Source organism: Parabacteroides sp. AF27-14 (assembly GCF_003635425.1).
Classification (GTDB): domain Bacteria; phylum Bacteroidota; class Bacteroidia; order Bacteroidales; family Tannerellaceae; genus Parabacteroides; species Parabacteroides distasonis.
Genome location: NZ_QTLZ01000014.1, coordinates 14,392 through 29,124 on the forward strand (window position 1 = coordinate 14,392; position 14,733 = coordinate 29,124).

Sequence of the window (14,733 nt, forward strand, 5' to 3'; positions counted from 1 at the left end):
CGTAAAGCGGGTGCAAAGTAACGAAATAAATATTTGATTCGCAATAGATAGATGCTTTTTTGCTCGCTATTTGATTAAATCTTTTATGTCTACCAAGGATTCAAACCATTGACATCCACCAGCGATTCCCGTCCCTCCTTCCACATTGCTGTAGATCCGGACAGGCTCGGCCAGACCTACATTCGTAAGTCCGCCCATGATACCTTCATTCTCGATGTTTTGTAAAGATAGCAGATATTGGTAATAGGGTTCGGACAGGGAATATAAACGAATATGGCGTTTGGTATAATATTTAGTATCGGACCTGAGTTGTTCTTTTACTTGCAATGTGTATTCCTTTCCGTCGAACAGCTCGTCGGAAAATACCCGTCCCCGCCAATTTACCATCGAGGAGCCGAAAACCTCATCCAAGATACCTTGTTGCTGCGTGAATACGGGATCTACGGAGAAGTCCAACAGGACACCAAGATGGTCGTCATCTCCCCATATCTGTAGAGAATAGTAATTTGATTTACCCGGGGTATCTTGGAAAGTGATTTGATAGATAAGCACATCGTTTTCTTCTATGTAGGAGATATTCCCATCTCCATCGACAAGGGTACCGCCGTTGCCGGTAGCTTCTTTACGGGGAATTATGCGCAGGCCTTTGATTTCGGTCTTGGAAGGAATCTTATCTTCCGCCGAGGCTGTTCCATATTCCGGGGTGGAAGCTACAATCTTTACGGTTTGTCCGGGCTGTGGAACCGTATTCGATATATAAAGCGTATCTGTTACCCATCCACCTCGATCCTCTCCGAGCCAACGAGAAGATTTCCAATAGGAATATTCTTTCCAAGGCATCTCCTCCTTGAAGATCCCGTCTATGTATAATTCTACCTTGGCGTTTCGAATCGTCACGTCCGGCTTGCTCTCTGAGTGAAACCATGTGCGGGATATGCTGGCCATTACGACTGTATCCGGCGAGAAGGCCGAGTTGATCACCATTTTCGGTGTAGTACGATATTCCTCTAGGTCAAACTTCCTGTAGCAGGAGGTTAGGAGCAGGCTGGATAATAAGATTGATAAATAGAATATAGGTTTCATGTTCTTTAGAATTTATAAGTATATGATATAGACGGAATGATCGGTAAGAGCGATAACGTCTCGAAATAATGGCTGTAGTTTATCCAAGACCGCTTATGGATAGTTATCGGGTTCATCTGGCAATAAGCGTTATATACGCTGATATTCCAGATACCGAGATGGCCGTTCTTTTTAGGTCGATAAATATTAATCCCCAGATCTAAGCGGTGGTAAGCGGGGAGACGTACGTTATTACGCTCCGTGAAATAGTCCAAGCCTCCTTCCGGTAAGAGCGGAGGGACAGGAGTGAGGCCCAAATCCTCGTAATTCTCGAATGCCACCGTAACCCGGTTTCCGGTCATGAAAGTCCAGCTTCCGGTCAGTTCCAATTTCTCGTTGATCTTCCAGTTTGCGACGATATTCAGCTTATGGCGGTTATCGTATTTCGCGGGGAAACGTTTGCCATTATTAATCTCGTCGAACTGCCGGTCGCTCCACATTAGTCCGTATCCGATCCATCCTGTTATACGCCCCGTCTCTTTCCGGGCGATAAACTCCGCTCCGTAGGCCCACCCCTTACCGGCGGCCAGTTTCTCCTCCCAACCGACGAACGAGGGTAAGAAGTTGTAACCATCTTTATAATCCAGTAGGTGATTCATCCATTTATGATAACCTTCCACCGAGAAGGAATAGTCTTTGTGTAAATTGTAATAAGCGCCGACGGATACTTGATCACTCTCCAATGGCTTCAGCTTCTTGCTGACCGGCATCCACATATCGGTAGGGAGACTCATATAACTTTCGCTGATCTGATGTACGTATTGATTCATCCGGGCGTATGAGGTCTTAAGGCTTAGATTCCTCGTGAGCAGAAAGCGTACGGATAAACGAGGGTCTAAGGAGACATATGTCTTCTTTTGTATATTATACATGTTCAGGCGTAATCCGGCGTTAACCCGGACAATGGAAGATATCGCCCAGTCATCTTCGGCGAAAACAGCCAACTCATTCGCTGAAAGGCGCTCGTCTCCGGTAGTTCGTTTGGTCGGAGACAAATTCTCGGAGGTCTTTTCCTCGATATATTCCGGGCTGAAACGATGATAAAGATAGTCGGTGCCATAACGGATATGATGTGCCGGGGTAGGAATATAGTCGAAGTTCGCATGGACTCCGAAATCATTGATACCGTTTCGGGTTGAGGTCTCGATAAAACGTGAAGAATAATCTTTGTCACCCTCGGTTCCGTAGTATTGTGAAGTCTCTTGTTTTAGTTTGGATTGATAATGGGAATAAGCCAAGGTGACGGTACCGAACATCTTGTTGTTAAACACATGCGACCAGCCGGAAGATAATGCGATGTTACCCCAGCGCATCTTTCCAAAGTCCTTGTTCTCGAAAGGGGTTATATCATCACCTACGGAGAACTCGGAACTTCCTCCTTTTAGGAAATCCTGTCCGAAATAGAAATTAACGTAAGCTTGGCTCCGGTCATTGATATGGTGGTTTACTTTTAGGTTCAGATCGGTAAAAGCATAGCGTGCGCTGAATTTCTCCCCATTCTTTTTCTGAATTTTATTGTAGATCGCCACACCCGGTGCGGACAAGCCATCCAGCCAAGAGCGACGGAAGGAGGCGTTGAACGAAGTCCGGTTTTTAATGATCGGCCCTTCGAAATTTAAGTTACCGGAGGTCAATCCCAGCATGGCGCTACCATGGTACTCTTTCATATTGCCATCTTTAGTATGCACATCCACTACGCTGGAAAGCCTTCCCCCATAGCGGGCGGGGAAAGCGGATTTATAAAAATCCACATCTTTCAAAGCCTCGGCGTTGAAAGCGGAGAAAAGTCCTCCGAGATGATTGACCTGATACAGTTGGATTCCGTCTATCATATACAGGTTCTCGTCTCCATTCCCCCCACGGACATACATCCCGGCTAATCCTTCCGTTCCGGCTGATACGCCGGGTTGGGTTTGCAGGGCTTTGATCACATCGGCCTCACCGAATAAGGTCGGGATGGTCTTGATCATCTTCCGGGTTATTTTAATCGTTCCCATCTGAGGGGCTTGTATCGGGTTTTGTGTGTCATTACTACCGGTAACGACAACTTCGGCCAATGCTTCACCGCTTTCCAGCAGAATTTCCATCACGGTATCCCGTTCGAGCGGTTGGAATGTATGTGAGAAACGTCCGTATCCGATGTAGGAAGTCTCCAAACGGACTGCCCCGACCGGTAAGGTTAGACTGAAGAAACCGTGGTTATTGGTAGCCGTGCCCCTTTGTGTGCGAGAGTCATAAACGGAAGCCCCGATTAGATACTCCGTAGTCGCTTTATCCCGTACAAATCCGCTGATGGTTACTGAGCGGGGGCGTTTCTTCAAGATGATGTGGGTACCGTTTATCTGATAAGACAGAGGGAGCTTTTGGAATAGCCGGGTAAGGCATTCCGATATGGATTGGTTATCAGATTTGAATGTAATCAGGGAAATGCCTTTGAGAATAGAAGGATCGTAGGAGAATGTCATGCCTGTTTGATGCTCTATTTTTTTCATGATTTCTTGGATCGGCTCTTGTTTAGCCTCGATACTGAGAGTCGGCTCTTGTCCCCAAGCGCTTGATTGAAAGCCGAAGATAATCAAGATTATGAGTAGTATTAGCTTCATGAAGTACTTCATTTTTTATTACGAGACAGGAAAGATAGTAAAAACCCCTATCACAATTCACGTTACTATTGCGATATTTTCTTATTTTTGGAGAGTAATAATGATAATGTTGTGATGAGACAGATTGGTATCTTGCTTTTGTGTTGTATTTCCCTTTTATCGAGTGGGGCGCAAACAGTCCCGAACCTTTATCGTGAGGTGGATCAGGAAAAGATGAATCATTGGGTTGATTCCGTGTTTGACGCTATGAGTTATGATGAACGGATCGGGCAGTTATTTATGGTTATAGCGAATCCTAAATCCGATAACCGGAATATGCAACGGCTCATGCGTTACGTGAACGAGATCAAGATCGGGGGTATCTTGTTCCATAAAGGGGATCCGGTGACGCAGGCGGAGGTGACCAATCGTTTGCAAAAGGCTTCCCGGATTCCGATGTTGGTCTCTTTGGATGGGGAGTGGGGACTTTCCATGCGATTAAGCGGAACCACCCGTTTCCCGAAAAATATGATGCTAGGCGCTATCGAGGACAATGCCTTGATCGAGGAATATGGAAAAGAGGTGGGACGGCAGTGCCGGGAAATGGGAATTCATATAAATTTCGCTCCGGATATGGACGTGAATAGCAATGTGGATAATCCCGTGATCGGCCTGCGTTCGTTTGGCGAGAATCCGGAGGCTGTGTCGGAGAAAGGTATTGCTTACGCAAGAGGATTGGAAAGTACGGGCATCTTGTCTGTCTCCAAACATTTCCCCGGACATGGAGATACTTCTGAGGACTCGCACGAGACATTACCCGTCGTGCGCCATAACCGGGCCCGCTTGGATAGCGTGGAACTTCTTCCTTTTAAACGTTATATATATGATGGGTTCGCCGGGATAATGACGGGACATCTTTATGTTCCGGCATTGGACAAAAGTCATAAGCCGGCTTCTTTCTCTAAGGCGGTAGTGACGGATCTATTACAGAAAGAACTCGGTTTTCAAGGTCTGTGCTTTACGGATGCTTTAGCGATGAAAGGAGCTTCCACAAAGAAAACGGATAATCCTTCGGTGAAGGCTTTGCTTGCGGGGAATGATATCTTGCTCGCTCCGGCCGCTCCAATCAATGATTTTACGGCCGTGAAAGAGGCTATCGAGGAAGGGGTATTGGATCTGGAAGCGATCGAGGCCAAGTGCTTGAAAATATTAAGGTACAAATATATCGCTGGATTGAATGCCTATAAGCCGGTCGAAACAAAAGGCTTATCGAAACGTTTGAACTCTCCGCATGCGGCATGGATGGCGGCGAAGTTGAATTCGGAGGCTATTACCGTTTTGAAGAATGAGGATACGATCTTACCTCTTAAACAGTTGAATAAGAAAAAGATCGCGGCGCTCTCGATTGGAGACGGGGTTGGTAATGAATTCCAGAAAATGCTGGGTGAATATGATTCGATCGCTTGCTTTAGCATCGGACGGCGTTCTACGGCTGCCCAAGTCCAGCAGGTTTATAATAAATTGCAAAAATACGACGTGATCATTTGTGGCGTACATACGATTCGCATTCCCGAGAGTTTAGCGTTGAGGCAGTTGGCCGCGAAGAAAGAGTTGGTCTATGCTTTCTTTACCTTACCATATGCTTGTAAGGAATATAAGAAGTCGATCGAGAAGGCGAAGGCGGTCGTGTTGGCTTACGAGGGCACTCCCTTAGCGCAGGAATATGCGGCCCAAGTGATATTCGGTGGTATTGCGGCGAAAGGGAAACTTCCGGTTTCGATTCCGGGATTGTATTATGCGGGTACTGGTATTTTTACGGAAAAGACTCGTTTGGGATATCACCAGCCGGAAGAGGTGGGAGCGAATCCGGACCGTCTGGATGTAATTGAGTCGATCGTTAAAGCGGGATTGGATGAGAAGGCTTATCCTGGATGCCAAGTGCTGGTGGCGAAGGACGGCGTGATTATCTATAATAAATCGTTCGGTTATTTTGATTACGAAAGTAGGCAGCCGGTCACGGAGTCATCGGTCTATGACTTGGCCTCGGCGTCGAAGGCGGCGGGAACTTTATTGGCGGTCATGAAAGCGTATGATGAGAAGAAATTCACCTTGAACAATAAGATCTCCGATTTTATACCGGAGTTGAAGGAGTCTAATAAAAAGGATTTATCGATAAAAGAGTTACTGTACCATCAATCGGGAGTGACTCCAACTATTAATTTCTATCTGGATGCCATTGATAAGGATAGTTATAAAGGCAGTTTATATAGTTCGGCGAAGAACGCTACGCATCCGGTTCGTTTTGACGCTAAAACGTATGTCCGGAATGATTTTAAATATCTTCCAGATGTAGTTTCGGATACCCGGAAACCCGGATTTACGACTGAGGTAGCCCGTAATTTCTATGTGAGTGATTCCTTTAAAGATACGATCTTTCAAGATATCAAGAAATCCCGTTTGGGTACGAGAGGTAGGTACGTATATAGTTGCGTGAATTTCATTATGCTGAAAATGATGGTGGAAAATCTGATGAAATCTCCGATGGACCAGTTTCTTCGGGATGATTTCTACAGCGGGTTAGGGGCTTGGCATACCACTTATAATCCGTTGAAGCGAATGGATACCTTGCAAATTGTACCTACAGAGCAAGATGGATTTGTCCGCCGTCAATTGCTTCGCGGATATGTGCATGATGAGGCGGCCGCTTTTCAAGGGGGTGTTTCTGGAAACGCCGGATTATTTTCGAACGCGAATGATCTGGCGAAGGTGCTCCAATTGATGCTAAACCAAGGGACTTATGGCGGCGAGCGCTATCTTTCTTTGGAAACCAGCCGTTTGTTTACACAAAGCAAGAGCCCGACTTGCCGTAGAGGGCTAGGATTTGATAAGCCGGTGATTGGTAATCCGAAAGCCTCGCCTTGTGGGGCTTTGGCTCCCGCCTCGGTCTATGGACATACAGGATTTACGGGTACTTGTTTTTGGATAGATCCGGATAACCAGCTTATTTATATATTTTTGAGTAACCGGGTGAATCCTAGCCGGGCAAATAATAAACTGGGATCGCTTGATATACGTACTCGCATACAGGATGCGATCTATAAGGCGATTGATAGGAAAAGCCAAAAAGATTCGTAATTTTGTGACAGTTTTAACAGATAAGGTATTAATTAAAAAGCAGGTATATGTTATACGGACACGGTGATGATTTTTATAACGCAAAGAACGAGGTAAAGATAAACTTTAGCTCGAATGTGTGGCACGGAGCTAATTTAGATAAACTGAAGGAACATTTGATCGAGCATTTTGATAAGCTGACTCGTTATCCGGAGCCGGATGCCGCTACCTTGAAAAGATTGTTGGCCCGCCGGTATGAGATCAAGGAGGAGAATATCGTAGTGACGAATGGTTCGATCACCGCTTTTTATTTGTTAGCGCAAGCTTGGCGAGGTGCGAAATCCATGATCGCTATTCCTTCTTTCTCTGAATATGAGGACGCTTGCCGTTTGCATGAGCATGAGATCTCTTTCTTCCCGACATCGGACGATTTATCAGAGTTATCCTTGGAGGGACAGGATTTCTGTTGGATTTGTAATCCGAATAATCCGGATGGAAAGCTGATCCATCGTACGGAGCTTCTCCGTTTGATCTCAGCGAATCCGCAGACTACCTTCATTATTGATCAGGCATACGTGGCTTTTACGACGGAAGACATGCTAAAGCCGAGTGACGTGAAAACGCATAAGAACTTAATCCTTGTCCAGTCTATCTCGAAGGCTTATAATATCCCCGGCTTGCGTATCGGTTATCTGGTCGCTTCTCCGGAGATCGCGGAGAAAGTGAACAAGTATATCATACCTTGGTCGGTAAATGCTATCGCTATCGAGGCAAGTAAATATATCTTGATCCATCCGGCGCAATTTACGTTGCCGATCCGTAAATGGCAGCGTGAGACCGCGGATTTTATTTACCAATTAAGTAAATTGGATGGCTTGGAGGTAATCCCGACCTCTACGACTTTCTTCCTTGTCCGTTTGAAGAAGGGTACAGCCGCTGATTTAAAGCAATTCCTTTTAGATAATTACGGAATCTTGATCCGTGACGCTTCGAATTTCCGGGGCTTGGATGAGACTTATCTACGGCTCTCCACCCAGAAGTCTGATGAGAACCAGCTTTTACTTGAGGGGGTAAAGATTTGGTTGGACCAACGATAAACGACTATGAAGGGGAGGGGGGAACCCCTTCCTGTTAAAAAAGCCAGCCGATAAATAGAGGTAGGTAATCTTTTAGCTCTGTCTTTAGAAGTTCTGTTGCCTTGTTCTTGTAGCTTTCCACGGTTCGTATGGATATTTGCATTTCCTCTGCGATTTCTCCATAGCTCTTATTCTCGAAACGATTCTTCTCGAATGCGAGCCGATAGTTCTCCGGTAGCTTGTCAAGGGCTTGTCTTAATAACGTTTGCAGTTCTTCCCATGTGTAGAGTTCCTCACTACTTTCCGCATAGATCGGGATTTGTTCTTGGATGAGCGATTCGTAATATCTTTCATGGTTGCGTTGCAGATAATTTAAGCAGTGATTTCTGGCGCAAGTGACGAGATAGCTACGTGCGGAGGTCTTTACTGAGATACGGCTGCGATTTTCCCAAATAGCGAAAAACACGTCCTGCACGATATCTTCTCTTGTTTCCTTATCTGTGATAAAGCGTTTGGCGTACATACAAAGTGCCGGATAATATAACTCGAATAAGCGGTGGAAGGCGAGCCTATTATCTTCAGTCGTAATTTGTTCTAAAAGTAAATCGACATTAATAGCCTTGGTATGATTTCTTTCCATGATGGGGCAAAGGTATATATTTTTGAAGAGAACAAAAATAAAAAAAACTCATTTTCGCTGTCGTGTTTTTCTTTAGAGTGTGTCTCTATAAGTAAAGGAAGAAAATATATGGAAAGAAAGGTAGAACATAAAAGTGTGTCACGTCAGGTAGAGGAAATTAAAGCCTTGTCTGAGGACATATTAGAGTATCGGTCGATTGACGTGCAAAAGGCATGGCTACGAATGGAACGTCGGGTAGGGCGGCAAGCTGTCAGACGAACTTTGTCGCTGCTTTTTACTCGTGCGGCAGTTATATTGGTGCTTCCGTTGTTATTTTCTTCGTTACTTTTCTCCTATTTGTATTATGCCACAAGATATGACGAGAAGTCCCAGCCTGTCGTTTATGCTGAGGTTAACTCCCTGCCCGGAACGATTACTCGGTTTGTGTTGCCAGACCAGTCTGTCGTATGGTTGAACTCGGGTAGTAAATTGACCTATCCGTCGGTGTTCGAGGAGAAAGAGCGCAAGGTGTTACTTTCCGGCGAAGGATATTTCGAGGTGGAGGCCGATCCGGAACATCCCTTTTGTGTATCAACTTCCGAAGGTTTACGGGTGGTGGCCTATGGAACAAAATTTAATGTCAATGCCTATGCTGACGAACCTTTTATAGAGGCCGTGTTGGAAAAAGGAAAGATTGACGTGATCCGGAATGATGAACGTATCCGATTGGAGCCGAACAAACAGGCGGTATTGGATAAGGAGAGCGGTACTTTCAGTGTTTCTGCGGCCAACCTGGAGGAGAAAATGGATTGGAAAGGAGGACGGATAGTTTTCCGGAATACTTCTTTGGATAAGGTGTTGAAACGATTGGAGAAACGATATAACGTGGAGATCGTATTGCATAAGAGCGGGAATGCGGAGTATAAATATCGGGCGACCTTCACTACGGAGACTTTGGAACAGATCTTGGATTATTTGAAACAGACTGCTCCTATCGAATGGACATCACGAGAGCCTTCGCAACGTCTGGATTCCTCGTTTGTTCGCCGGAGGATCGATGTTTATCAAAGATAATTGGAAATCTATACTAATATATTGTGTAATCATTAAATCTGTATGCTCATGAGCACATTTCATTTACGTAAGAGAAATCTTGCGCGGTGTTTACCTAATTCGGGCCGTATACTGAAACTTAGTACGGCATTTACATTTTTGACAGCTTTCCAGCTATATGCGGGAACATCTTCTTCGCAAGGAATGACACTTTCCTTGTCGCTGAAGAACGCAACGGTAGAACAAGCGATTGATCGGATCGAACAGGAGACTGGTTATTCTTTCTTGTATTCCAATCATGTCCTAGACACGAACCGTCTTATCAGTTTGAATGCTAGCAATAAGGATATAAATGTGGTCTTGTCACAGGTTTTCGACAATATGGGGGTCGAATACAAGATTGTGGATAGGCAAATCATTTTGTCGCGTAAGGTGGAGTCCGCTCCTGTCGTACAGCAACAAGGCCGTAAGGTACAGGGTGTCGTATTGGATTCGAGTCAAGAACCGATCATTGGTGCGAATGTCTTGGTGAAAGGAACCTCTATTGGTACAATCACGGATATTGATGGTCGTTTCACGTTGGAAGTACCTGATAATGCGGTACTGGTCGTTTCTTATATCGGTTATTTGTCTATGGAGCTGACTCCGGGCTCGAAGACGGATCTGACGATATCTTTGAAAGAGGATTCGCAAAACTTGGACGAGGTTGTAGTGGTAGGTTATGGCGTTTCTCGTAAAAAGGACTTGACGGGTGCGGTTTCGGTCTTGAAGATCGATGACTTGAAAGATACACCGGTATCCAGCGTAGACCAAATGATGCAAGGTAAATTATCTGGCGTGAACGTGATGCCGGATAATATGCCGGGTGGTGGTGTCGCTGTCCGTATCCGTGGTTATAGTACGATTCGTAACAATGACCCTCTTTATATCATTGACGGTATTCCCGTGGATGGGGGAATCAATTTCTTGAATCCGAATGATATAGAGTCCATGCAAGTATTGAAAGATGCTTCCTCTGCTTCTATTTATGGAGCGCGTGCCGCCAATGGTGTTGTTATCATTAATACGAAAAAGGGAAAAGAAGGACAATTCAATGTGAATTTAGATGCGTACTTTGGTGTACAAAAAGCGGCTAAACAATTGAAGATGTTGAATGCGCAGCAATTTGGCGATATGTTGTGGCAAGCGATGAAAAACGACGGAAAGACACCTTCACACGATGTTTATGGAAACGGTGATCAAGCGGTTGTGCCCGAATATCTGGATAAAGATCATAAGATTCCTTCTGATGACGTGGATTGGGTAGATGAGATTTTGCGTGCCGCTATCGTTCAATCCTATAACCTTTCCTTCACGAAAGCCGATAAGAAATCCAATCAATTGTTTTCTTTGGGGTATTATGATCAGCAGGGATTGGTGAAGTTAAGCGATTTCAAGCGTGTGAGCGGTCGCTTTAATTCCGAGTATAAATTGTTCGATGACCATCTTCGTATCGGGGAGAATATTTCTCTTTCTCATTCTTGGGGTACTAGTGTCTCCAATAATGCGGCGTTGGGAGGAACTTTGTATGAGGCCTATAAGTTCCAGTCGATCACACCGGTGAAGAACTTGGAGGATGAATATGCGGGAAATGTCTTTTCGGATATTCCTAACCCGATGGGAAAGTTGCATAGAAATAAGGATAACAAGGATAAGAAGAGCCGCTTGGTGGGTAATTTGTACGCAGAGCTGCACTTGTTTGACGGATTTATGTTCAAGACTTCTTTTGGTGCAGACTATAATAATCTATACAGACGTTCTTTTAGCCCTAAATATGATGAGATCAACGCTTCTGAGAAATTAAGTGGTTTGTCTAACCGGAATGCATGGAACTTCAACTGGGTGTTTACGAATACCTTGAACTATACCAAGACATTTGGCGATCATACGATCAATGCATTGTTGGGTCTGGAGTCGTTGAGAAACCGGTATGAGTATTTTACGGCTTCGAGAGATGGTTTCCCTTCGGATGATCCTAACTTCCATTTCTTGGATGCGGGCGATGTAGGAACCCAAAAGAACTCAGGGTCTGCCACGGAGTATAGCATGGTCTCTTATTTCGGCAAGATCGATTACAATTATCACGATCGTTATTTGGTCGCTTTCACTTTGCGTCGGGATGGATCTTCCCGTTTGGGGAATAATAAGTGGGGTAACTTCCCGGCCGCTTCGGTGGGATGGCGTATCAGTAATGAGCCATTCTTTGATGTGGAGGCTATCAATAACTTGAAGCTTCGTGTCGGTTGGGGACAAAATGGTAACTCAGATGTTCCTTCTTACGCAACGATCGATTCCTATAAGAGTAGTTCATCTACCTCGAATTATCCGATTGATGGAAGTCAAAGCTCTGTGGATTTAGGATTTGTGCAGACTCGTAATGGTAACGCTAATTTGAAGTGGGAGACGACCACTCAAACCAATGTTGGCTTGGACTTAGGTTTTTTAAGCGGTGACTTGAATTTGACATTGGACTTCTTTAATAAGGACACCAAGGATTTGTTGTGGCGTAGAGCCTTACCAGCTTCGATCGGAGGAACGAACATGACGGTTTGGGATAACGTCGGAAAGATGAATAACAAGGGTTTTGAGATGGAGGTGAATTATCAGAAACAGATCAATCAAGATTTTGGCTTCTCTGTAGCATATAATTTCTCTATCATCAAGAATAAGATGACAGAGCTGAATGGCGTGGATTATATTGGTCTTTCCAGCAGCGAACTTCATGGACGAAACTTTGACCAAGAGACCTCTCGTTCGGCGGTAGGACAACCGATCGGCTCTTTCTTCGTGTATGAGGCAGATGGCTTGTTTCAAAACGACGCAGAGATCCAAAACTATAAGAATGATAAGGGCGAGCTGTTGCAACCGAACGCTAAACCTGGCGATATCCGCTTTAAGGACTTGAACGGTGATGGAGTAATCAATAGCGAGGATCGTGATTTTGTAGGTAGCCCGCTGCCTGATTGCAGTATGGGTCTAACGCTTGGGTTCAATTATAAGAACTTTGATATAAGTGCGTTCTTCCAAGGGGTATTTGGTAACGAGGTTTATAATTTGACAAATTATTTGGGTGAGTTCTATAATCAAGCTCAGTATAATAAAAACTCTACGATTCTGGATGCTTGGAGACCGGATCATACGAATACGGATATACCACGTGTAACATTGGATGACCCGAATAATAATATCCGGCCTTCTACTTATTATATTCATAACGCTTCCTTCGTTCGTTTGAAGAATTTGAAGATTGGTTATACCTTGCCGGATCGGATCACATCTAAATTGAAATTGAAACGTACCTATATTTATTTACAAGGACAGAACCTGTTTACGATAACGGGCTATAATGGTATTGATCCGGAGGTGGGTTTACAGAGCTATTCTTCCGAGAACCGAAATTTGGATATGGGTGTTGATCGTGGCGTATACCCGTTGCCAAGGACATTCACCTTAGGAGTTAATGTTAATTTTTAATTGAAAATCTGATGTACGATGAAAAAGATAGTTAGTTTAGTTGTTGCGGCTTTAGTGATGTGCTCTTGTGCCGATTCTTTTCTTTCTGAGGAGCCTGTAGGGGAATTTATGCCCGAGCAGGTAGAAAGTGAGGAAAACATAGAGGGAATCGTGATAGGTGCTTATGCGGTATTGGATGGATATTATGCTTCGGATGCGATCAACTCCGGTTGTTCGAATTGGCAGTTTGGGGATGTCGTATCTGACGATGCCTATAAAGGGGGTGGAGGTACCGGTGACCAAAACCAGATTCACTTGATGGAAATCTTTAATGCCAATCCGACGGGTATCGATTTTGAGGCTCGTTGGGCTGCTCTTTATGAGGGTGTAAAGCGTTGTAATCAAGCGATTCGTTTGTTGAGCAATAGTACGGTAAAGAACAAAGAGCAACGTTTGGCGGAAATGCGTTTCTTGAGAGGACACTATTATTTCAACTTGAAAGTCATCTATAATTTGATCCCTTGGATTGATGAGACGGTGGTTGATCCGAATGAGTATCATACGAAATCGAATATGGAGTTTACGTCCGACCAGCTATGGGAAAAGATTTTGGGGGAATTCTCTGCCGCTTATCAAGTCTTGCCAGAAAGCCAATCAGATTATGGACGTCCTACCAAAATGGCGGCAAAAGCTTATATGGCTAAGGTGTATTTATATCAGTCGAAATGGAAAGAGTGCCTAAGTGCTTGTGATGAGGTGATCCAGTCCGGGAAATATACGCTGTATCCTGATTTCAGGGAAGTGTTCTTGCCGGAGAATGATAACAACTCAGAAATTATTTTTGCGGTTCAGTTATCTATTAACGATGGAGCGTCCAGTAATCAAAACGGAAGTTATGGCGATCGTTTGTTACCGCCGGGAGGTCCTTATCCAACTTATGGATTCTTGCGGCCGACTCAGAATTTGGTAAATGCTTATAAGACGAATGAAAACGGCTTGCCTTATAATGATGGTAAGGATGTAGCGGAAAGCGACTATGTGGATGTTCGTTTGGATCATACCTTGGCTCGGCCAAATATTCCGTTTATGGATGTACAGGTGTATGATTGGACTCCAAGAGAGGCTAGCGTATATGGCCCGTATAGTCCGAAGAAACGTTTGGTATCGTTGAACTCTACCCATTACTCTCCAATATGGCCATATGTGAATGCGTTGAATTTTTACGTGATTCGTTATGCGGATTTGCTGTTGTGGAGAGCTGAGGCCGCTATCGAGACCGGTGATTTGGAGACTGGACGTAAGTATATTAATAAAATTAGGGAGCGTGCAAAGAATACACAGCATGTCAAGCTGTGGGATGATCAGTCGCAAGATGCCGCTAATTATAAGGTGGAGATTTATACCGAGCCATTTAAGTCGAAAAATGAGGCTGTGCAAGCATTGCGTATGGAAAGACGTTTAGAGATGGCTCATGAGGGTATCCGCTTCTTTGATTTAGTGCGTTGGGGTATTGCGGATGAGGTTCTCAATGTGTATTTTGAGAAAGAAAAAACATTCCGTTCCCACTTGCAGAATGCTCGCTTTGTAAAAGGAAAGCATGAGTATTTTCCTATACCTCAATCTGTTATAGATATTTGTGGTGCTGAGGTAATGAAACAGAATCCGGGTTATTAAA

Annotated in this window: 8 protein-coding genes; 5 read left to right on the forward strand and 3 right to left on the reverse strand. The window is 44.5% G+C overall.

Translation table 11 applies throughout. The features are described 5' to 3' along the window. Nucleotides 1-66: 66 nt before the first annotated feature. Both DWY79_RS14315 and DWY79_RS14320 read right to left on the reverse strand, forming a co-directional pair. Complete coding sequence (locus DWY79_RS14315; RefSeq protein ID WP_034532066.1) at nucleotides 67-1,083, reverse strand: DUF4249 domain-containing protein; 1,017 nt, start codon at nucleotides 1,081-1,083, stop codon at nucleotides 67-69. A 5-nt stretch (nucleotides 1,084-1,088) separates the two neighbouring features. Next, nucleotides 1,089-3,725, reverse strand: coding sequence for a TonB-dependent receptor domain-containing protein (locus DWY79_RS14320; RefSeq protein ID WP_122369552.1), 2,637 nt, complete (start codon nucleotides 3,723-3,725; stop codon nucleotides 1,089-1,091). Between the two features lie 114 nt (nucleotides 3,726-3,839). On the opposite strand from DWY79_RS14320, the gene DWY79_RS14325 reads away from it, so the two are divergent. Continuing rightward, nucleotides 3,840-6,839, forward strand: a complete 3,000-nt coding sequence (locus DWY79_RS14325) for a glycoside hydrolase family 3 N-terminal domain-containing protein (protein WP_122369553.1) — start codon at nucleotides 3,840-3,842, stop codon at nucleotides 6,837-6,839. A gap of 47 nt (nucleotides 6,840-6,886) precedes the next feature. Beyond that, nucleotides 6,887-7,915, forward strand: coding sequence for a histidinol-phosphate transaminase (locus DWY79_RS14330; RefSeq protein ID WP_122369554.1), 1,029 nt, complete (start codon nucleotides 6,887-6,889; stop codon nucleotides 7,913-7,915). A gap of 34 nt (nucleotides 7,916-7,949) precedes the next feature. Here DWY79_RS14330 and DWY79_RS14335 read toward each other — a convergent pair whose 3' ends face one another. Next, entirely contained in the window at nucleotides 7,950-8,534 is a 585-nt protein-coding gene (locus DWY79_RS14335) for an RNA polymerase sigma-70 factor (RefSeq protein ID WP_122369555.1), read from the reverse strand. A 108-nt stretch (nucleotides 8,535-8,642) separates the two neighbouring features. On the opposite strand from DWY79_RS14335, the gene DWY79_RS14340 reads away from it, so the two are divergent. Genes DWY79_RS14340 through DWY79_RS14350 form a run of 3 tightly spaced genes read left to right on the forward strand, consistent with a single transcriptional unit; the run spans nucleotide 8,643 to nucleotide 14,732 of the window. Further along, on the forward strand, nucleotides 8,643-9,587 hold the full coding sequence (locus tag DWY79_RS14340; RefSeq protein WP_022191762.1) for a FecR family protein: 945 nt from the start codon (nucleotides 8,643-8,645) through the stop codon (nucleotides 9,585-9,587). A gap of 42 nt (nucleotides 9,588-9,629) precedes the next feature. Beyond that, on the forward strand, nucleotides 9,630-13,079 hold the full coding sequence (locus DWY79_RS14345; protein ID WP_122369556.1) for a TonB-dependent receptor: 3,450 nt from the start codon (nucleotides 9,630-9,632) through the stop codon (nucleotides 13,077-13,079). Nucleotides 13,080-13,097: 18 nt separating this feature from the next. Then, complete coding sequence (locus DWY79_RS14350; protein WP_087342423.1) at nucleotides 13,098-14,732, forward strand: RagB/SusD family nutrient uptake outer membrane protein; 1,635 nt, start codon at nucleotides 13,098-13,100, stop codon at nucleotides 14,730-14,732. The last annotated feature ends 1 nt before the right edge of the window (nucleotide 14,733 follow it).

Coding starts and splice junctions, on each gene's coding strand:
- DWY79_RS14325 (WP_122369553.1), top strand. CDS start 3,840: ATGAGACAGATTGGTATCTTGCTTTTGTGTTGTATTTCCCTTTTATCG.
- DWY79_RS14330 (WP_122369554.1), top strand. CDS start 6,887: ATGTTATACGGACACGGTGATGATTTTTATAACGCAAAGAACGAGGTA.
- DWY79_RS14320 (WP_122369552.1), bottom strand. CDS start 3,725: ATGAAGCTAATACTACTCATAATCTTGATTATCTTCGGCTTTCAATCA.
- DWY79_RS14315 (WP_034532066.1), bottom strand. CDS start 1,083: ATGAAACCTATATTCTATTTATCAATCTTATTATCCAGCCTGCTCCTA.
- DWY79_RS14340 (WP_022191762.1), top strand. CDS start 8,643: ATGGAAAGAAAGGTAGAACATAAAAGTGTGTCACGTCAGGTAGAGGAA.
- DWY79_RS14345 (WP_122369556.1), top strand. CDS start 9,630: ATGCTCATGAGCACATTTCATTTACGTAAGAGAAATCTTGCGCGGTGT.
- DWY79_RS14335 (WP_122369555.1), bottom strand. CDS start 8,534: ATGGAAAGAAATCATACCAAGGCTATTAATGTCGATTTACTTTTAGAA.
- DWY79_RS14350 (WP_087342423.1), top strand. CDS start 13,098: ATGAAAAAGATAGTTAGTTTAGTTGTTGCGGCTTTAGTGATGTGCTCT.